Below are 21,238 nucleotides of genomic sequence, written 5' to 3'. Positions count from 1 at the left end.
AAAACCCCGAAAATTGCCAATATTGACACTTTTTCGGGGTTATTTTATTGGTAATATATTGATTATTAAAAGATTACACTCATAAAGGGAAGCCTTTTTTTATATTTATAATCAGCAATTTTTGTATTTTTCCTTGAAATGGTATCTTCTTGTATTTTGGCTAATCATTAAAATAATCCTAATTGTTCACCTGTTGTAGCCTCGCCCGACTCAGGGAATTCAATTTCTTCTGGAGGAATCAGCTTAGATGTTTGAGTACCTTCTTCTTTCTCTTTTGAAAATTCTTCCTGTTCAATGACTGGTGTTTCTACAATTTTAGATGCTAAAGGAGTAATTTGCTGCACTTTGAAAGTAGATAATTTACTTCCCATTGCTTTCCAGCCTCTTACTTCAGCAATTTCATCAAGATTAACTTCTTCTTTAATTAGACCAGATTGATTGTCTTTTTTGTAAGACATTTCGATGCGTGGATACACATCAATACTTGCTAAAATTAGTTTTGAACCTTTTTCGTCCGAAATAAACAAGAATTTTTTGTCAATCGTGGTAGTCTCTATCCTGAAACGTTTTACATAATATAGTTTAGAAGCACCATCAAAATAAAGTGCCGTAATAATTCCATCAGGAATAAATTTACTTAGCGAAACAATGTCTTTGGCCTCATAGCGATTAGTCAATTCAAAGTTTGTTAACTCATATTGACCATCTTTGTATATCACTAAAATGTTATCTTTTGCATCAAAATTTCCAAGATACTTTCCATGTTCATCTCGATTGAGACGACCAACATTTTCATCATAATAAATATCAACACCGCCCAAAGTTGAAACGCCAGCTGATTTCAAAGTGATTTTTCGGATAGGATATTTAGTCAATAAATTCCCCATTGAATCTCGGCCTTTGATGAGTAATTCTTTAAAATCATATTCAAATTGTTTTACTCTTGCTGTACAAGAAGCAGTAAGGTTGATTTGGATTGTTTCTGCTTCACCGTTTTCATTGGCTGTAAAATACAATAGTTTAGATTTCGGATTGCCCGCTGTTAAATCATACTCACGGTCACGAGTTACGGCTGTTACTTTAAAGCGTTTTACGTAAGAAATACCTGTTTTGCCATCAAAATAGGCTAAATTATATACTTTTCTATCGTCGTTCTTTTTGAAAACAGAAACATAAATAATGTCTTTTCCAACGAATACTTTTTCTTGAACTTTAGTAACAACGCAACGGCCGTCTTGTCGGAAAACGATGATGTCATCAATGTCGGAACAATCCATCACATACTCTTCTTTCTTCAAGCCATAGCCAATGAAACCGCCAACACGGTCAACATAAAGTTTCTGGTTTGCAGCAGCTACAACAGCCGCAGAAATTGTATTGAAGTTTTTAATTTCAGTTTTACGCTCACGTCCTTTGCCATGTTTTTTCAGGATATTTTTGAAGTAATCAATAGAATAACGGATGATGTTTGCAAGATTATCTAACACTTCTGCCAACTCTTCTTGCAAGCGTTTCATGGCTTCTTCTGCCTTGAAACCATCATATTTTGAGATACGCTTGATTCGAATTTCTAATAATCTTAAAATATCTTCTTCAACAATCTCTCTGTAAAATTCAGGTTTGTAAGGTTCTAAACCTTTGTCAACCGTTTTTATTACGTCTTCAAAAGTTTCGCATTCTTCAATATCACGATAGATACGATTTTCAATAAAGATTTTTTCAAGAGAACTAAATAATAATTTCTCCATCAATTCATCTCGTCGAATCTCTAATTCTCTTTCTAGGAGTTTTACTGTTTGTTGAGTACAAACTTTTAGTACTTCAGAAACTCCAACAAAATGAGGTTTATCAGCAATAATTACACAAGCATTTGGCGAGATTGAAATTTCACAATCCGTAAAAGCATACAAAGCGTCAATGGTAACATCTGGCGAAACACCCGGTGCCAATTGCACTTGTATTTCTACATCTTTTGCAGTATTATCAATTACTTTTTTGATTTTGATTTTTCCAGCATCATTTGCTTTGATGATAGATTCAATCAAATTCGTAGTTGTAGTTGAGAAAGGAATATCTTTGATAACAAGTGTTTTCTTATCAAATTCTTCGATTTTGGCTCTTACTCTAATCTTTCCACCACGATGACCATCTTGATAGTTAGAAACATCAACTGAACCACCCGTTAAAAAATCTGGATATAATTCAAATGGTTTGTTTTTAAGTACAGCAATAGAAGCCTCAATTAACTCAACAAAATTATGAGGCATAATTTTAGTTGAAAGACCAACAGCGATACCTTCTACACCATGTGCTAATAATAAAGGGAATTTTACTGGAAGGGCAACAGGTTCACGTTTACGACCATCATAAGAAAGTTGCCAGTCGGTAGTTTGTGGATTAAAAATTACATCAAGGGCAAATTTTGAAAGTCTTACCTCAATATAACGAGCTGCCGCAGCACCATCGCCAGTGCGATAATCTCCCCAGTTTCCTTGACAATCAAAAACTAAATCTTTCTGACCTAAATTGACCATTGCTTCATTGATGGAAGCATCACCATGCGGGTGATATTGCATGGTTTGTCCGATTACATTGGCAACTTTATTGAAACGTCCATCGTCCATTTCTTTTAGTGCATGTAAAATACGACGTTGAACAGGTTTTAATCCGTCCTCAATTGCAGGTACAGCTCTTTCTAAAATTACATAAGAAGCATATTCCAAAAACCAGTTTTCATACAACCCTGCCACAGCAACTTGTTGATGTAAGGCATCATCTTGAGGATTATCGTTTGTGTTTTCTTCTAAATTTTCAGGCAGACTTTCGTTTTCCATTGACACTTATTTTACTTCTCTACGTTTTTTGTGGTATTTCAAAACTCTAATTTACACAAAAAATGCCAAGAAAAAGCATCTCTATCTAGTATCATTCATGATTTATCATCAATAAAACATTATCCATAGCGTAATATTTTACCGTATTTTAATTAAAAAATAATAGATAAAAAGAGTATTTGTAGTTGTAAATTATTGAATTACAATCGATTGTTTCGTGAAATGGCAGACGATGCGATTATTTATTTTTTGGACGATACCAATCTGATAAGTATTTTTTTCAAATGAATCTAAAAGTACTGAAGTATAAAAGCCAGCTGTAAAATAGGACTCCAATTGAAGGAATTTTCTTCGTCCAGATTTTTGATGGTAAACAGGATAAATGTAAGTATTCTTAGGAGATTTGAAGAGCACAAAAGCTTGACCTTGATAGGCTAATTGCGTATTTTTTAGGAGTACTCTGGGCAAATAAATTGTCTTTTTGGCATCTAATAAGATAGAAGAGTCTTTTGAGATTTCAACCTTGTATGTATTTTCAACTTTAGCATTCTCGGGATTAATGACTGAAATGGGTTGATTTAAGTAGTTTTCTGGAAAAACACTTACTCCATTTTGAAAAGAACGAGCAAGAACAACACTAATGTTTTGATTGAACGAAGATACGTTTTCAATCGTGGTTTTATTATGCTGATAATTATAAGCTTCACTTTGATTCAAGTGCTTTTGAAAAATTATTTTATCAAAATTTTGATACCAAGCGAATAGATTAAACGAAAGACCAGTCACTAAAAAAATGTTTCCAATCAGTACGCTGAATTTTGGTAAGTAGCACAATAGTCCACAGTAAAATAACACAAAAATAATGTAAGAATTATGTAAATATCTGTTAGCAAAACTTGATTCTAGTCCAGACCATGACCTACTTAATGCCACCAAAAGTGCAGTAATGCTAAAAAATAAAAATAATGCTAATAAAAAAAGATTTTCATTGTTTAAGTGATTGTTTGACAAGTTCTTATGATCTTTTCTGAATAAGTAAATCGTATTGGTATAAATCGTTTTTATATTGAAAAAGGATAATGGAATAAAAACAAAAAAACCTAATGCTATTGCCCAATAAAAAGTAGCCAAACTATGTGAAGCTACAGAAATAAAACTTCCCCAAAATGCACCAAAGCATAAAATTAATCTAAGTGGATTACTCAAACTGCCAGCTAAATTTGAATTTTGTCCGTTTTGATAGCCCCAGAAGTAAATGACAGCCATAAAAATCATCAATGATAACCAGATTACCAATGCTTTAAATCTTTTTTGAAAAATCAAGATTAAAGCAACTACAGGAAAACTGAATAAACCATTGCCATGAGTAAACGTAAGAATAATGACGAGTAGAATGGAAATCCAGAAGTATTTTCTTTTAAAAAAAGCGATACTATAAAAAAGTAGCATTGCCCAAAAAATATTGCCGACTTGTTGTAAAGTAGAAATCGTCCAAAGATAATTTTCGGTACAGGCTGGTTGGAAGATATAAAAAGCGACTGGCACTAAATACCAAATTGCCAATTTCATTTGCTGCAGAAACTTACCAAAAATGATGAAAATACCCAAGTAATATAACGTAGCGATGGTATTTAATACTTTCCAGTCGATATGTCCTTGAAAATAATCACCTATAAAAACGAAAAGTCTAGGAAAAACAATTCGGTGTTCGTTGTGTAAACTCCAAAGTGCTTTTAATTTATCTCCAAAACTTAACTGTGGATTATGAGTAGTATTTACGAAACTGAGTAGATGGTAATCATCCTGAAAAAAGAAGTTAAATGAGTAAGAATAACAGACGTAATAAAAGAAACAAATAACCAATATTATGGCAAAATATGATGCGATAGTCGAAAATGAGTTCTTTTTAATAAGGTTCATATCTATTCTTTAATGTTTGGAGCTACTTGTACGCCCGTAAAATTAGTGCAGATTGATTGATAAACATACATTTAATTATTACTAGACTCCAATACTGCTACAAGTTCTGCAATCATCATAGCAGTAGCTCCCCAAACTACATGTTCTTGAATTTGGTAAAAAGGTGCATCTACTTCTACACCACGTACATTCAATACTTTTCTGCCAATAATTTCAGGATTTAAAATGTCGTCTAAAGCTACTTCTACTACTTTGTCAACTTCACGGGCATCTGGATAGAATTCTGGTTTATGATTCATGAATCCAATGACGGGTTGTACATAGAAATTGGAAGCTGGGATAAAAAGCTTCGTGAGTTTTCCTAGAATTTTAACATCTGTTAAACGGACACCAATTTCTTCTTGGGCTTCACGCATGGCTGTTCTGATGAGGTTTTCATCTTCTTTTTCTGCTCTTCCACCAGGGAAAGCCATTTGTCCGCCATGCACTCCATCGTATTGAGGACGCAAAATTAAGGGAATATAAATTTTATCGTTTTGTGGGTAAAATAAAATCAACACAGCACTTTCTCTCGTGCGCTCGCTAGGTGAAGGCATTTTCAATTTAAGCCTTGCATCGGATGCCATTTTTTCATGAGCAGTTTTTCCGGGTAAAGGTTCTTGAAGCCGTTTTTTTATATTTTCAGTAAATGGTACAAAACCTATCATAAGCTGTGTATTGTTTGATTAAGAATGTGCTGATAAGTTTTATTGAAATAATTCAATTAGTAAATTAACATTAATTTATTATACAAATTAACTTTTAGCATATTTTTCCACCAATTTTTCTGCACAACGTTCGCCATCCATTGCTGCCGACATAATTCCGCCCGCATATCCAGCACCTTCGCCACAAGGGAATAATCTTTTTACTTCAAGATGTTCTAGGTTTTCTTTGTCTCTAGGAATACGAACAGGTGAGGATGTTCTACTTTCAATCCCAATAATTTGAGCTTGATTTGACGCATAATTTCTCATCTTTTTGCCAAATTGCTGTAAGCCATCCTGTAAAGGTTTTCCAATAAAATCTGGAAGTACTTCCAACATATCCATCGAAACAAGCCCGGGCTGGTAAGAGGTATCTAAAAGATTTTTCGATACACGTTGTTTGATGAAATCATCTACTAATTGTGCGGGTGCGGTTTGCCCTCCTCCAGCCATTTTACAAGCTTTTTGTTCAAGTTCTTTTTGTAATTGCAAACCTGCCAAAGCTCCAAATTGTTTGTAAGGTAAAACGTCTATTTCATTAATGGCAACCACCATTCCCGAATTGGCAAAGCGTGAATCACGACGGGAAGGAGACATACCATTTACTACTAATTCACCAGGAGCTGTAGCCGATGGAACAATAAAACCACCCGGACACATACAAAATGAAAATACTCCTCTCTGGATTCCTTTGTGAAAAGTTTGTGCAACCAAACTGTAAGAAGCTGCGGGTAAGTACTTTCCTCGTTCTTTACAGTTGTATTGTAAAGAGTCGATTAAAGATTGTGAATGTTCAATCCTAACACCCATAGCATAAGGTTTTGATTCAATCAGAACATCTTTTTTCTGACATAATTCAAAAATATCTCTTGCCGAATGTCCAGTAGCTAAAACTACTCCAATTCCAGCAATTTCTCTTCCATCTTCCAATACAACTCCTTTGATTTCCTTTTGTTGAATAATAAAATCCACAACTTTAGTATCAAAATGTACCTCTCCGCCAGCGTTAAGAATACTTTCTCTGAGTTCAGCAACCAATTGTGGTAATTTATTGGTGCCGATGTGTGGATGGGCATCTACTAAAATCTCCTCTGTTGCACCATGGGCTACAAAGATTTCAAGTACTCTTCTAATATCTCCTCTTTTTTTACTTCTTGTGTATAACTTTCCATCGGAATACGTACCAGCTCCGCCTTCTCCAAAACAATAATTTGATTCTGGATTGACGATATGTTCTTTATTGATGGCTGCTAAATCTCTTCTTCTACTTCTAACGTCTTTTCCTCTTTCTAACAGAATCGGTTTTACGCCCAATTCAATCATTCTCAAAGCTGCAAACAGTCCAGCTGGTCCAGCACCAACAATAATTGCTTGTTTAGCTTTTGATACGTTTTGATAATTTTTTTGAAATTCAATTCTTGGAGTAGGCGTTTCATCCAAAAATACTTCGGCTTCGATATTTACTTTTACTTGTCGTCCACGTGCATCAATCGACCTTTTCAGTGGACGAACAATCACATCTGCATCGGCAGGGAATTGAAGTAATTTACTTAAATGATTTTTGAAACTTTCTTGGTCGAATGCAATTTCTGGTTCTAAAACTAATGATATATGTTTTCTCATGTTTGTAAGGTTTTTATCCTTAAATGAATAATAATTTCGTCTGGAAAAAGTTTTTAATAAGATTGTTGATGAATAGCTAGCTTAAAGTCAATAAAAAACCCGTAAGGTTTTCTACCAAAAAGAAGTAAAAAAAACTTACGGGAAGAATAAAGTTTACTTATTTGAAAGGAACAAATTCCATGTGAATTGGTACGGAAACGCCAGCATAAACGATATTATTTTTTAAAATCATTTTTTGCTTTGTTAATGAAACCACCTCAAAAATACCTGTAAAGCCTTGAATATTGATGTCTAGTTTTGTGTCATTTTCAACAAATTTCCATGCACCATAAGCTTGGGCTTGTTTTGAAACTTTGTCATAAGAACGAACTGTGAATGTTTTATCGAAAACATAAGTAAGTTCACCAATCAATTTTGAATTGCCACCGAACAAAGTAGGGTCAACTACTGAACCAGTTGTAGTGGTAAAACGATCTATTTGCCACTCGGAAGACTGAATAACCGTAACCTTAGTCTCGGTAACTGGAGCAGGATTATCATCAGAGCAAGAAAAAGCGACAATTGCAAAAAAGAATAAAAAGAGGAAATGATTTAGTTTCATGTTGTTTCAAGTTTAAAAATTCAAGAATCGAATTTTCTTTAACAAAGTTAAAGGTTTTCTTCCGAAATTGCCAGAAGTTATCCTTCAAACACTATTAAAATACAATCACGAAACGTGAAAAAACCGTCTATTATTATATTTATCTTATTGTTATCAATGCAATTGGCTTTCGCACAGTCCGACTGCCAGCCTGTTTTTCGTTATACGTCATCGACACAAAATGGAGTAATTAATTGGGGACAATTTCCTGAATTTTCATTACCCTTTAAGATAGTCTATACAGGCCCACGCTTCAATGATGCGAATCGACTTCCGTTAAAACATGGCTTTACGCATCTTGCTACATTTACGGCAGCAGATGCTAGTTTGCCTAAAGAAAACAGAGCGATTTTATGGGGAGGAGTAGCCAGCTTGGTAGGGCAGCCTTGGTATGAAATCGAAAGTCCGTGGGCAAATGATTTAAACAAATACAAAGCAAAATGGGACGATGATATGCGTGGAATGGCTGGTTTGTTCAACGATACGCAAGGAAAAGCGATGCCCAATTTGGATATTTTAATGTTGGATATTGAAAGGGAAATTCCGACTGATCCAGCGATTCGGGCTTTGAAAGCAGATTCTTCAATCCCATCTCAGTATCGGGCTTTGTCTGATATTGATTTTAAAGAACGTTACAAAAGAGATTTATCCAAATTGTACGCCGAACCAATTACTTATCTTCAGCAAAAAAGTATTCCGGCAAGTACTCAATTTGCCTCATATTCAGACGCTCCGATAAAAAATAGTGAATTTCCTCTCAATTATACTTGGCAAGAATGGCTGACCAGTGATAAAGTGCTGAATTATTATATGAAAGATACAATTACGAACCTAACAGGAGGTAAATTCTATCAACAAAATACTTTTTTAGCACCTTCAGCATATTTCTGCTATGAGTATAATTCATTGAAGTACTCAAACATTGCCTATCAGTTATTTCAAGTTGAAGCAAATATTGCAAGAAGTAATAAAGATGTCATGTTATTCCAATGGCTGACTTACAATAAATGTCAAGAAAGTTCTACTTATGGTTTCAATGTTAATATCAAAAAATACTTAGCAGAGGCTCAGGGAATTTTTCCATTTTTTTCTGGGGCAAAAGGGCTTTGGCTTTGGGAAGGTCCATACACTCCCGATAATGTGAATTATTCTATTTACGAATCTTATATTTATGGACTATACAGACTTTCTGAATTCAAGGATTTCTTTACTGGAAATTATCGCTTGGTGATTCCTAAAACTGCTTATGACCATTTTAGAGATCAAGATGCTATTTGGAGAGGAATTGTCAAAGGCAACGAGATTTTGATAGCAGCCATCAATGAATTTGCTCAAGATGGAGAAAGTACTGAACTAACTGTTCATTATGGTGACTGGTCTCGGAAAATTACTTTAAAAGGGAAAGAGACTTTTTTATGTAAGTTTACTTTGCCTGATTTACAAAACAGCTACTTACTTTATCCAAATCCTACAACAGGAAAATTCATTTTTGAATATTATGGAGAAGGTTTTTTAAAGGGAAATTTCAAGATTTATGATGTTTTGGGTAGAGAAGTATATTCAAAAGATTACAATTCTGCCTCAAGTTATATTTCTTCAAAAATGGAGTTTGATTTGAATCTACCTTCGGGCAATTATATTTTGAAATATATAGAAGGAGAAAAAAGTGTTACTAAAAAAATTATAATCAATTAATGAACAGATTAGCCAAAGAAACATCGCCATATTTATTACAGCACGCTCAGAATCCTGTCGATTGGTTTCCGTGGGGGAAAGAAGCATTAGATAAAGCCAAAGCTGAAAATAAACCAATTTTAGTAAGTATTGGCTATTCGGCTTGTCATTGGTGTCATGTAATGGAACATGAATGTTTTGAGAAAGAGGAAGTAGCCGAAGTGATGAATCGCTATTTTGTGAATATAAAAGTAGATAGAGAAGAGCGTCCAGACGTAGATGCTGTTTATATGGATGCCGTTCAGGCAATGGGCGTACATGGCGGCTGGCCTTTGAATGTCTTTTTGATGGCCGACGGAAAACCTTTTTACGGAGGTACTTATTTCCCGAAAAATAATTGGTTGAAATTACTCCAAGCCGTTAATACTGGTTTTACAAATAGTCAAGCAGAATTGCAAAAATCAGCAGAAGGTTTTACGCAAAATATGCTTTTTAAAGATTCGGTAAAGTACGGTTTAGAGCCTGAAAGTCAGATTTTTACCAAAGAAGATTTACAAGTAATGGCTTATAAATTAGCCGATACTTTTGATGATGTTTGGGGTGGTTTTGAAAGAAGTCCAAAATTTCCAATGCCTTCAATTTGGGCTTTTTTATTGAGATATGTTCATGAAACGAAAGATGAAAAAGTACTGAATCATGTAAAATTAACGCTAAATCGTATGGCAATTGGTGGAATTTATGACCAATTAGGTGGAGGTTTTGCTCGTTATTCAGTCGATGGCGAATGGTTTTGTCCACATTTTGAAAAAATGATGTACGACAATGGACAATTGGTATGTCTATATTCCGAAGCCTATTCTTTAACTGGCGAAGCCTTGTACAAAGAAGTAGTTTATGAAACCGTAGCTTGGCTAAAACGAGAAATGACGAACGAAGAAGGCGGTTTTTATTCGGCTTTAGATGCTGATTCGGAAGGAGTAGAAGGTAAATATTATGTCTGGACCAAAGATGAAATTGAAGCCATTTTAGGCGACGAAGCCGAAGCATTTTGTCAAAATTATCAAGTAATGGAAGAAGGGAATTGGGAACATGGCGTAAATATTTTATGGAAATACGAGCCAACTTTGAACGAAGCATTTAAAGTACAAATTGCCCAATTGAATACGATTAGGAATACACGTATTCGTCCGGGATTAGATGATAAAATACTTTGTTCTTGGAATGCTTTGATGCTAAAAGGTTTGGTAGATGCTTACAGAGTGTTTGACGATGAAAACTTCTTGACTTTAGCTGTTCAGAATGCACATTTTATCAAAGATAAGTTTTTGGTAGGCGAGCAATTGATGCACAGTTATAAAAATGGGGAAACTAAAATTCAAGGATTTTTAGAAGATTATGCAGCTTTGATTGATGCTTACATCAATTTATACCAAGCTACTTTTGATGAAATTTGGCTACATTATGCCGAAAAGTTAGCATTGTATGCTTATCAAAATTTCTGGGATGAGGAGGACGAATTGTTTTTCTTTACCGATAAAAATGCGGAGGAATTGATAGCTCGTAAAAAAGAAATTTTTGATAATGTTGTACCAAGTTCAAATTCTATGATGGCGAGAAATCTCTATACTTTAGGATTGATTTTGGAAAGAGAAGACTTTTTAGATTTATCAAAATTGATGCTTTCTAAAATAAAAAATCTATTATTGAAAAATGTAGATTATTTAACCAATTGGGCTTGTTTGGCAACACAAATGCTTACTAAAACTCCAGAAATTGCCATTGTAGGAAAAGACTTTTTGACTTTCAGAAAACAATTCGACCAACAGTTTTTCCCCAATAAAGTACTCTCTGGAACTGCAACCATTAGTAAATTACCATTATTAGAAAATAGAAGTACCAAAGAATGCGAAACCTTGGTATTCGTTTGTTATGACAAAACTTGCCAATTGCCAGTAAAAACGGTTGAAGAGGCTTGGGAGCAGATTAGACGTTAGTTATCTTTAATTAGCTTAACTAAATCCTTAATTTCTTTATCATTTAAAGATGAACGCTCAGACTTATCATAGATTGATAACAAAAATACTTCTGTTTCTGCAATCAAAACACAGGTAATGACCCTTGCACCACCAGACTTTCCTTTGTTCTTACTGGCAATTGAAAGTCTGATTTTATAGCAATCGTCTCCCAATGAAGTACCTTGCTGAGGATTTTTCTTGAGGCTTTCGATTAAATCCAATAATTCTTGTTTAAGTGAAGGGAATTTTTTGATTAACCTTTTAGCCTGTTTTTGAAACGCCGAAAGAGGAATTACATCAAAGTTCATTTAAAAAATCATTTAAGCTTGGTTTAGGCATTTTTCCAGTTTTGATGAGTTTCATTTCCTCAAAAGCTTCCATTAATTCTTGACGATGTACTGCTTTTGATTCGTCAGGCAAATGTAATTTCTTACGAATGATGTCCCATTCTTGAATTGGAATATAAACACCTGTTATACTTCCTGTACTGTCAGCTAAATATTGTAAATTCATTGTGTTTAATTTAAGAATTAGTCATAAGTAAAGGCAATTCAATAGAATTACATTTACAAAAATAAGTAATAATTTGAAAATTAAATTTTCGTTTTACTACTAATTTTCAAAAGAAATCCCCTCAGATTCCTTCTTATCTGCGTACAAAATAATTTCTTCTTTTTTGCCATTTATGGTAAAACGAATGGCACTGGTATTTGCTCCTTCTTTGCCTGTATTGTTGGCAAAAACTGTGAGGATATTTTTTTGATTGGCTTTTAATTTTAAAGTTAAAACTTTAGGTTTTCGAGTCAATAAATGTTTTTCAAGGATATATTGTCCGTTGAAGCAAAGCGAAACAATGTCGCCATCTTCGTTTTCATGGTCGAACATTTCGATGTTTAATTCATCTTTATTTACTTTAAAATGATGCTTAATTTTTACTTTTCGCTCCATTTCGCAGTAAATTTTCTCTGCTTTTCTTTCGAGATAAGATTTTGTGATGGTTTTGATAGGTAAATGATATGAAAGTTGAAAGCCAATATAAGCACCGTTTTCCAAAGCAGAAGTAGAAGCTACCACTTGGTTATTGACAATTCCCGAATAAGTATTTTCAACAAAATGCGATAAAGGAATACCAACTCTGATGCCCATATTCAATGAACGCATATCGTTGGTTGGTCGCCAAAAAGTTTTGCCAATTTCAAAGAAAACCATATTGATTGTTCTATTGACAACTTTACTTTCAATCCTGAAACCTTGCCCATTTGCAATCCAATCTTCGCTTTCTTTTGCAGACTGATTCAAGAAATTCATCGTTCTTCCACCTACTTCCAAATAATTTCTAACTTCTCCCAAACCTCTTCTTCCTCTTGATTTCGAAGTATAGGTTACACTTGCAGAAAAGCCAGAGTATTCTAAAGTATTTTGCCAAATGCTTGATTCCTTACCGTTTACAAAATAATGGTATTGGTCTTTAATAGCGTAACTATTCGGTGATGAAGTATAATAAGCACCGATTTCTGTTTTGAAAATTCGATTATTTTTCAGCAATTTTGAATAATTAATTCCCAAATCAAAAGAACCAATCAAACCATATAATTCTGTTTTCCCATTTCTGTTGACGCTCGTATTAATAGGCAATGCAGTAAATGGAAAAACATTATAAGAAAACGCTCCTTGTTGAAAACCATCTGTAATCGAAGTATTTTGCGGTAAACCAAAAGTAAATAAAGTAGCCGAAGGATGAATGCTGATAGAACTAATTCCTTGTTTATTAGAGACTTGTGCCGATGAAAAATGACTTAAAGACAAAATGAGTACGAGAATAAAAGATGGTTTTTTGAGGAGGATAGACTTTTTCATACAATGATTATGTTTAGATGATTAGTTAAATTATAGAAAATCAAATAAGTATAAAACTCCTCACTCCAAACTCGCCACTCTTCACTTATTTGATTCTTTCAGGATTTTCGTTCACAAAAGCTCCCCAACCTTTTTTTGTTCCTTTGTTGGTTGCCATGATACTTGTTCCATGAAAATGATGACAAACCGCAATGCCCAAAGCATCGGTTGCATCAAACATTTTTGAATCCAATTTCATTTTCAATAATTGGTCGAGCATGTGTGCTACTTGTTCTTTCGAGGCGTTTCCGTTGCCCGTCACCGATTGTTTTACTGTTTTTGGCGAATACTCTACAATCGGGATTTCCCGTGATAAAGCCGCCGCCATCACAACGCCTTGAGCTCTACCCAATTTCAACATCGACTGAACGTTTTTTCCAAAGAAAGGAGCTTCAATTGCCATTTCGTCAGGCATGAATTCTTCTATGACCGAAATGATTCGTTCATAAATTTTCTTTAACTTAATTTCCTGCGTGCTATATTTGCTGACGTTGATAACGCCATACTGTAAAACTTTCATTTCGTTACGTTCAACCAATATCACGCCATAACCCATAAAACGAGTACCGGGGTCAACGCCTAAAATTATTTTCTCTGTATTATTATTCATTGTTTAGCACAAAAATTTCCGTCCCTGCTTTTATCTTTTCATGCAAAATACCAACGAAACAAATCCTAAAACAAGCATTTTATCTGAAAAACTAATTTCACTGTTCAAAATTTTGCTTTTTGTAGTCATCGTCTGGATGCTTTACAAAACATTCAAAGAAAAACAGCAAAATATTGGAGATTTGATTGTAGAATGCCAGAAAACTTTGCTTTGGGAGAATCTATGGAAAGGCATTTTATTGATACTCTTAATTTTTTTTAATTGGGGATTTGAAGCAAAAAAATGGCAACAATTGGCTTTGAAAATTGAAGATATTTCTTTCAAAGAAGCCTTCAAAGGCGTTTTAATGGGCTTGTCTTTGGGCTTTATTACACCAGCCAATTTGGGTGATTATGCTGGCAGAATGTGGAAATTTCAACATCAAAAAAGAGCTGAAAGCATTGGTGCAATTCTTTTGGGAAATGGCATTCAATTTTACATTTCTTTGCTCTTTGGTACTTTATCTTTTGTTTATTTTGTTTTCAGAAAAGAACAGTTTACAAGTATTAATTTCATTCTGATTTTGATATTTAGTTTTAGTTTGTATCTGGGCTTTTTTGCTTATTTAAAGCGACATCTTTTTTATCTTTTTCTTTTAAAAATACCTTTTCTGAAAAGATTTGCTCATACCGTAAAAGTTTTAGAAAATTTTGAAATTCAAGAAGTTATGGAAGTTTTCTTCTGGGCTTTGATGCGTTATCTAACGATTTCCTTACAGTTTGTCTTGGTCTTATTAATTTTTGGCATCGACCTAAATTTAGTTGATTTATTAGCAATTGTCTGTTTGATTTTTCTGGTAAAAACCATTGTGCCAGCCATTAATTTTTTGGGAGATTTAGGCATCAGAGAGTTTTCTGCCATTTATTTTTTTGGTTTTTATCATGTCAATACTTCCGCAGTAATTGCCGCTACTTTTGTATTGTGGCTGATTAATATTCTGTTTCCAGTACTCTTAGGAAGTATTTTAGTACTAAAAACAAGAGTCTTCTAATTTGAAGATTTGAAGATGAGCTTTTTTTTGATTTGAAGGTTATAGTTTTTTTGTTTTCAAATTTTCAAATCTCCAAACTTTCAAATCAAGTTCCCATTTTCAAATTTTCAAATCATCAAATTAAAAAATTATGCTTTTTATCATCTTAATTATCAACAGTTTGTATTTTATTTTCAACCTGATTTTGATAGCAGTTTGGAGAGAAATGATGGCGAAACACAAAGTATTACCTCAAGATACTGACACTAAACTGACGGTAATTATTCCTGTTCGGAACGAAGAAAAGTATATACTTCAATTACTTAAAAACCTAAATGAACAAAGCTATCCAGCCGATAATTTTGAAGTGATTGTTACCAATGACGGCTCTACCGACAGTACCGAAAGTATCGTTTTGAACTATCAAGAAGAAGCCAAATATTCACTGAAAATCTTAAATTTATTAAACGATGCCAGTGCTTCGCCCAAAAAAAGAGCAATACAAAAAAGTATAGAAATTTCTTCGGGTGAACTTTTGATAACTACCGACGGCGACTGTAGCGTTTCGCCCAATTGGCTGATTTCGATACAGCAATTGTATAAAAATAATGATGCAAAACTCATCAGTTCGCCAGTAACTTTTACTGAAAAAAATACCTTTTGGAATACGATTCAAATCATAGAATTTGCCAGTTTGATAGGCTCAGGAGCGTGTGCGATGTACCTAAAAAAGCCCAATATGTGCAATGGAGCCAATTTGGCTTATACCCGTGAAGTATTTGATGAAGTAAATGGTTTTGCTGGAAATGAAAATGTAGCCTCTGGCGATGACGAATTTTTGATGCACAAAATAGCCAAAAAATATCCTGATAAAGTATTTTTCAATCCAGATTTTGATGCCATCGTGCGAACGGAATCACAGGCAGATTTAGCCCAATTTTACCAACAAAGACGACGCTGGGCAAGTAAATGGAAACATTATGATAATTGGCAAGTAACGGCTTTGGCAGTTTTTATTTTCTTGGCAAATCTAAGTGTTTTGGCGGCTTATTGTATGTTGGATAATTATTTTGGAAAAAGCATTTTATTGATAAAATTCTCAGCAGAATTTTACTTTTTATACTCCGTTATCAAGTTTTTAGGTTATGAAAACAAGGCTAAGTACATTCCAATCGTACAAATTATTTATCCTTTTTACGTAGTGTTTTTCGGTTTGTTGGCACAAGGGAAAGGTTATCGTTGGAAGGGGAGGAGCTTGGAGTGAAAAATGTGGATTTAGTTGAAAAATTTATAGAGATTTTAGAGCTTGGATAAATGATTGAATCCGTAGAGATGTTATATTTAATATGAATTTTAATCACTTTTTCAGTACCTAAATCTTAATAAAATGCAAGAATATATTTTACAGTTATTAGAAGATATGCTTTCAGCAGAAAGACCTCAAAGAGAACCGTTTGAGGAGAAGGAATATAACAACATAGATAATCTCGAAAAGCATTTCGAGGATGTTGAACGTTATTTGAGTGGTGATTATGAACAGAAAATTTCAACAATAATTGGTTTTACAAATGAACAATTTCCTCCAATTGATAAACTGACTGATAATCAGATGCTAAGTATCGTTGAAGGTTTTGATAAGTTGCTCTATAGTTATAATATTTCAACAGATTTACCAGATGGATTGGCAATTGAAACAGCATATAGTTTATTGGTGAGTACTTTGGAAAAAGAAGTATTTATAGGAGAAGGAGACGGTTTTTGGATGATAGAGTTTTGTCAATATGATATTGCTAAATGCCCTTTTGGTGATTTATGTAGTTGTAAAGAATTTGAAAAATATCATAATGAGAGAAGTGAGGATAAAAAATCAGATGAAGAAACTTTGTTTTGAAGATTAAGCTATGATATTATAGATAAAAATTAGATCCATTTACGTACTCGTATTAGGCTGATTTTAACTGAAATTTTTTAGAATTGCTAACAGTACGTAAATTCAAAAGATAAAAATTAACTTACATTTTTTTGATTAAGTTTACTATTTAATTCAATGTTCATTCATAAAACCAACTTCCTGATGCGGGCTTTGTATCCAGATTTTATCTGGAATATCAAGCGTGATGAAAAAGTAATTTACTTGACTTTTGATGATGGCCCAATTCCTGATGTTACGGAATTTGTTTTGGAAGAATTAGCAAAGTATCAGGCAAAGGCTACTTTTTTTTGTATCGGAGATAATGTCAGAAAACATCCCGAAGTATTTCAAAAAATAATACAACAAGGTCATGTTGTTGGAAATCATACTTTTAATCATTTGAAAGGTTGGGTGACAGAAGATGAACTTTACTTACAAAACTTCAAGGAATGTGAGGCAATTTTAGAACAGGATTTTCTGCTTCCCGATAGCTTGATTTTCAATAAAAAGAAGTTTCGTCCGCCTTATGGACGCATCAAGAAAAGTCAAGCCAAAGCCATTTTGCCAAGCCACGAAATTATTATGTGGGATGTACTTTCTGGGGATTTTTCTCAAGAATTATCACCCGAAAAAGTATTGAAAAAAACATTGCAATATGCAGAAAATGGTTCTATTGTCTTGTTCCATGATAGCATCAAAGCCAACACAAATATGTCTTACGCTTTGCCAAGAGTATTGTCTCATTTCTCAGAAAAAGGTTTTACTTTTAAGGCACTGTAAACCTAAATGGAATAAATGGATACTTCACAACAGCCAAATATTACGATTTGGATAGCTGCTCGTAATGAAGAAGAGACGATTATTAATTGTCTAAACTCTATCAACGAAATCAATTATCCTAAAGAAAAACTACAAGTACTCATTGGAAACGACCAGTCGGAAGATCAAACAAAAGCTTTGGTTGAAGATTTCATAAAAGATAAGCCTTATTTTCAACTTATTGATATTCAGATAGTAATCAATAATCAGAGAGGGAAAGCCAATGTTTTAGCAAATTTGTATGAGTATTCTACAGGAAAATATTTTCTAATTTGTGATGCCGACGTTACGGTAAATCCTGATTGGATAGAAGGAATGATTACCAATTTTGAAGCCGATGAAAATATCGGTCATCAAGTGGGTATTACAGATATTAAAGGGACAAACGTCTGGCATCATTTTCAGTCAATCGACTGGCTTCATGCCCTTACTTTATTGAAAATTGCAGCGGATTTAAAAATTCCCTTAACGGGTTTGGGAAATAATTCAGCCATTACTCGCAAGGCTTACGAATCTACGGGCGGTTACGCAAAAATCCCTTTTTCTATTACAGAAGATTTTGCACTTTTCCATGAAGTAGTCGGCAAAGGTTTTGGCTTTAAAAATACCATTAATCGTAAAATATTCAACCAAACTTTACCGATGATGAACCTCAAAGAGTTCTTGCATCAAAGAAAACGTTGGATGGTTGGAGCTTTGCAATGCCCTTGGTGGATAGTTACTTTACTTTTTTTACAAGCACTTCTATTGCCGATTTTGGGAGTAGTTGGTTTTACTTTTTCTTGGCAGCTGGCAGGTATTTTATGGTTTGTAAAATGGTTGAACCAAAGTATTACAGTCTTGCCAACAATTTTAAAATTAAGGCGATTTCACTTAATAAAACATTTACTTTTGTACGAAATTTATGCCAATTGCTGGCAATTAACGATGATAATTTTCTATTATTCACCCGTTGCGGTTGATTGGAAAGGAAGAATTTATCGTTGAGTTTTGAATGAAGAATATCTAATTTTTTTAAGTACAATATTTAGATTTGACAACTTTTTAAAAGTTGTCAAATCTGAGTCAAATACAGCCAATTAAAATATCTAATGAATAATTCATCCTTACAAATTATTGAAACACACGCCCATATTTACGATGAAACTTATCAGGAAGACCGTGAGGAAATGTTAAAAAAGGCATTTTCGGCAGGAGTATCGCAAATCTGGATGCCGAATTGTGCCGCAGAAACCATTGATGGAATGATGGCTTTGGCTGAAAAATATCCTAAGCAATGTTTTCCGATGATGGGTTTACATCCCTGTTATGTGAAAGAAGATTTTGAAAAAGAATTAGCCATTGTGGAAGATTGGTTAAATAAGTATAAATTTATTGCTATTGGTGAAATTGGAATGGATTTGTACTGGGACAAAACCTTTGTAAAACAGCAAGAAGAAGCTTTTTTATATCAATGTCAGTTAGCAAAAAAACACGATTTATGGATTGATATTCATTCGAGAAATGCTTTTTGGGAAACAGTGAATTTGATAGAAAAAAATGCTGATCCGAATTTAAAAGGTATTTTTCACTGCTTTACGGGTACTTTAGAGGAAGCTCAAAAAGCCATTGAATTAGGTTTTTTGTTGGGAATTGGCGGTGTGGCTACTTTCAAAAATGGCGGATTAGATAAAATTTTACCTCATGTTGACTTGAGTTCAATTGTTTTAGAAACCGACGCACCTTATTTAGCACCAGTTCCGTACAGAGGAAAAAGAAACGAGCCAGCTTACTTGACCATCATTGCCCAAAGAGTAGCCGATTTGATGGAATGTAGCGTAGAAAAAGTAATCGAACAGAGTACTCAAAACGCACTTAACTTATGCCAATAAATTAGGTTTACAAAAGCTATTCATCATTCACAACAACTAAATTATGTTATGTATAATATTATAAAAATCAATACGAAATCAGATAGTAAAGGCGATGTAAAAGTACTCGTGATTTACACTGGAGGAACATTAGGAATGGTTTATGATGCCAAATCGGATGGTTTAGTACCTTTTGATTTTGCTCAGATTCCTGAGAACTTACCAGAAATGGCTCGTTTAGATTTTGATATTTCAGTACTTACTTTTGAAACACTGCTTGATTCCTCTAACATTAATCCTTCAGTTTGGATTACTCTGGCTAAAATTATCGGAGAAAAATATGAAGCGTATGATTCTTTTGTCATTCTTCATGGTACAGATACGATGGCTTACACGGCTTCTGCTTTGAGTTATTTATTAGAAAATTTGAACAAGCCAGTCATTTTAACAGGAGCACAATTACCAATCGGAGTAGCCAGAACAGATGCCAAAGAAAATTTCATTACTGCACTTGAAATTGCGGCGGCGAGGCTCAATAATCAACCAATTATTTCAGAAGTTTGTATTTATTTTAATTCTGTTTTATTGCGAGGAAATCGTACGAGAAAAAGTGAAAGTGTTCAATTCAATGCTTTTGAATCAGAAAATTATCCAGTTTTAGCAGAAGCTGGCGTGAAAATAGAGTACAACAAACCTTATATCAAACATCATCATCCCAATGCAAAATTGATTGTGCATGAGAAATTGGATGAAAATGTGGTAATTCTAAAAATTTTTCCTGGTATTTCGGAAAAAGTTGTAAGAAGTATTCTGGGAATTGAAGGCTTAAAAGGCGTTGTCATGGAAACATTTGGCTCAGGAAATGCACCGACGGTTCAATGGTTTTTGGATTTAATGAAAGAATTCATTGATAAGGGAATTATCATTTACAATGTTTCACAATGCAATGGCGGACGAGTAATTCAAGGACATTATCAGACGAGTCAATACTTACAAGAAATCGGAGTTGTTAGTGGTGCAGATTTAACCACGGAAGCGGCTATTACTAAATTAATGTTTGTTTTGGGGCAGGATACTTACTTTGCTGAGAAAAAGAAAAATCTGAGATATTCAATCGCTGGAGAAATGTCTTAGTTAGTAAAATTTCACTCATCAAGTATTTTCCTATTAGCTGGCGAATTAATTCGCCAGCTAATAGGAAAATCACAAATTTTAAACGGCGTTGCTATCAATGCGTTATATTTGAATAAATAGTATCAAGGATTTTTACAAAATTCTTATAATCTTCCTCCGACAAATCTCCCCAACCTTTTCTTCTTACTTCAACAACAATTGGATAGGCTTTTTCAAAAATATCCCTTCCCGCATCCGTTAAAGTAATCATAAATCTACGCCTATCGGTTGGCATCATACTTCTTTCTGCAAATCCTTTTTTTACTAACAAATCAATGATTCTAGTAACTGTAGGAGCATCTTTAACAGTCATTTCTGCCAGTTCATTTTGGCTAATGCCAAACTCTTCATTTCTTTTAATATGATCAAGCAAAACCCATTGGTCAACTGTTAAGTCTATTTTGGCATCGTCAATTTTCTTTTGAAGGATGAGCCTTATTTTTTTGATAGTAGTATCTATCTTAAAAAAGTAAGCTCTATTATCTGCTGGATTGGTAGTCATAGTTTTTTCGAATAA

At 33.8% G+C, this 21,238-nt stretch carries 19 protein-coding genes; 9 read left to right on the top strand and 10 right to left on the bottom strand.

The features are described 5' to 3' along the window. Positions 1-167: 167 nt before the first annotated feature. The 5 genes from HNP25_RS19820 to HNP25_RS19800 all read right to left on the bottom strand — a co-directional run bounded on the left by HNP25_RS19820 (position 168) and on the right by HNP25_RS19800 (position 7,724). Entirely contained in the window at positions 168-2,834 is a 2,667-nt protein-coding gene (locus HNP25_RS19820) for a DNA gyrase/topoisomerase IV subunit A (RefSeq protein WP_184137170.1), read from the bottom strand. Between the two features lie 192 nt (positions 2,835-3,026). Further along, the gene (locus HNP25_RS19815; protein ID WP_184137168.1) at positions 3,027-4,754 is read right to left on the bottom strand and encodes a hypothetical protein; all 1,728 of its coding nucleotides are present in this window, start codon (positions 4,752-4,754) and stop codon (positions 3,027-3,029) included. Positions 4,755-4,825: 71 nt separating this feature from the next. Beyond that, positions 4,826-5,461 (bottom strand): NUDIX hydrolase, encoded by a 636-nt coding sequence (locus tag HNP25_RS19810; RefSeq protein ID WP_184137166.1) that lies wholly within the window; start codon positions 5,459-5,461, stop codon positions 4,826-4,828. A gap of 87 nt (positions 5,462-5,548) precedes the next feature. Next, the gene (locus tag HNP25_RS19805; protein WP_184137164.1) at positions 5,549-7,123 is read right to left on the bottom strand and encodes an NAD(P)/FAD-dependent oxidoreductase; all 1,575 of its coding nucleotides are present in this window, start codon (positions 7,121-7,123) and stop codon (positions 5,549-5,551) included. Positions 7,124-7,280: 157 nt separating this feature from the next. After that, entirely contained in the window at positions 7,281-7,724 is a 444-nt protein-coding gene (locus HNP25_RS19800; protein ID WP_184137162.1) for a hypothetical protein, read from the bottom strand. A gap of 156 nt (positions 7,725-7,880) precedes the next feature. On the opposite strand from HNP25_RS19800, the gene HNP25_RS19795 reads away from it, so the two are divergent. Next, the gene (locus HNP25_RS19795) at positions 7,881-9,458 is read left to right on the top strand and encodes a T9SS type A sorting domain-containing protein (RefSeq protein ID WP_184137160.1); all 1,578 of its coding nucleotides are present in this window, start codon (positions 7,881-7,883) and stop codon (positions 9,456-9,458) included. Then, positions 9,458-11,431 (top strand): thioredoxin domain-containing protein, encoded by a 1,974-nt coding sequence (locus tag HNP25_RS19790; protein ID WP_184137158.1) that lies wholly within the window; start codon positions 9,458-9,460, stop codon positions 11,429-11,431. The genes HNP25_RS19795 and HNP25_RS19790 overlap by 1 nt, the downstream gene beginning before the upstream one ends. Here HNP25_RS19790 and HNP25_RS19785 read toward each other — a convergent pair. From HNP25_RS19785 to ruvC, 4 genes are all read right to left on the bottom strand, one after another. Then, entirely contained in the window at positions 11,428-11,760 is a 333-nt protein-coding gene (locus HNP25_RS19785) for a type II toxin-antitoxin system RelE/ParE family toxin (RefSeq protein ID WP_184137156.1), read from the bottom strand. The genes HNP25_RS19790 and HNP25_RS19785 overlap by 4 nt on opposite strands. After that, positions 11,750-11,965, bottom strand: a complete 216-nt coding sequence (locus tag HNP25_RS19780; protein ID WP_184137154.1) for a hypothetical protein — start codon at positions 11,963-11,965, stop codon at positions 11,750-11,752. The genes HNP25_RS19785 and HNP25_RS19780 overlap by 11 nt, the downstream gene beginning before the upstream one ends. A gap of 99 nt (positions 11,966-12,064) precedes the next feature. After that, positions 12,065-13,309 carry a hypothetical protein gene (locus HNP25_RS19775; RefSeq protein WP_184137152.1) on the bottom strand — a complete coding sequence of 415 codons (1,245 nt, stop codon included), beginning with the start codon at positions 13,307-13,309 and terminating at the stop codon, positions 12,065-12,067. A gap of 85 nt (positions 13,310-13,394) precedes the next feature. Further along, positions 13,395-13,958 (bottom strand): crossover junction endodeoxyribonuclease RuvC, encoded by a 564-nt coding sequence (ruvC, locus tag HNP25_RS19770; protein WP_184137150.1) that lies wholly within the window; start codon positions 13,956-13,958, stop codon positions 13,395-13,397. 40 nt (positions 13,959-13,998) lie between these two features. Between ruvC and HNP25_RS19765 the strand changes: the two genes are divergently transcribed. The 7 genes from HNP25_RS19765 (at position 13,999) to HNP25_RS19735 (ending at position 20,682) form a co-directional block, all read left to right on the top strand. After that, positions 13,999-14,988 carry a lysylphosphatidylglycerol synthase transmembrane domain-containing protein gene (locus HNP25_RS19765; RefSeq protein ID WP_184137148.1) on the top strand — a complete coding sequence of 330 codons (990 nt, stop codon included), beginning with the start codon at positions 13,999-14,001 and terminating at the stop codon, positions 14,986-14,988. Between the two features lie 130 nt (positions 14,989-15,118). Continuing rightward, positions 15,119-16,231: a glycosyltransferase gene (locus HNP25_RS19760; RefSeq protein WP_184137146.1), complete on the top strand. Its 1,113-nt coding sequence runs from the start codon at positions 15,119-15,121 to the stop codon at positions 16,229-16,231. A gap of 123 nt (positions 16,232-16,354) precedes the next feature. Then, positions 16,355-16,858 carry a hypothetical protein gene (locus tag HNP25_RS19755; RefSeq protein WP_184137144.1) on the top strand — a complete coding sequence of 168 codons (504 nt, stop codon included), beginning with the start codon at positions 16,355-16,357 and terminating at the stop codon, positions 16,856-16,858. Between the two features lie 156 nt (positions 16,859-17,014). Further along, entirely contained in the window at positions 17,015-17,659 is a 645-nt protein-coding gene (locus HNP25_RS19750) for a polysaccharide deacetylase family protein (RefSeq protein WP_184137142.1), read from the top strand. A 15-nt stretch (positions 17,660-17,674) separates the two neighbouring features. Further along, positions 17,675-18,685, top strand: a complete 1,011-nt coding sequence (locus HNP25_RS19745; protein WP_184137140.1) for a glycosyltransferase — start codon at positions 17,675-17,677, stop codon at positions 18,683-18,685. Positions 18,686-18,789: 104 nt separating this feature from the next. Continuing rightward, positions 18,790-19,569 carry a TatD family hydrolase gene (locus HNP25_RS19740; protein ID WP_221432521.1) on the top strand — a complete coding sequence of 260 codons (780 nt, stop codon included), beginning with the start codon at positions 18,790-18,792 and terminating at the stop codon, positions 19,567-19,569. Between the two features lie 48 nt (positions 19,570-19,617). After that, entirely contained in the window at positions 19,618-20,682 is a 1,065-nt protein-coding gene (locus HNP25_RS19735) for an asparaginase (protein WP_184137139.1), read from the top strand. 94 nt (positions 20,683-20,776) lie between these two features. Here the strand turns inward: HNP25_RS19735 and HNP25_RS19730 are convergent, their stop codons facing one another. Next, positions 20,777-21,223, bottom strand: coding sequence for a MarR family winged helix-turn-helix transcriptional regulator (locus HNP25_RS19730; protein WP_184137137.1), 447 nt, complete (start codon positions 21,221-21,223; stop codon positions 20,777-20,779). Positions 21,224-21,238 lie beyond the last annotated feature (15 nt).

It is taken from the genome of Arcicella rosea, from assembly GCF_014204325.1.
Lineage (GTDB): Bacteria > Bacteroidota > Bacteroidia > Cytophagales > Spirosomataceae > Arcicella > Arcicella rosea_A.
This window is presented reverse-complemented; position numbering and strand designations above follow the sequence as displayed.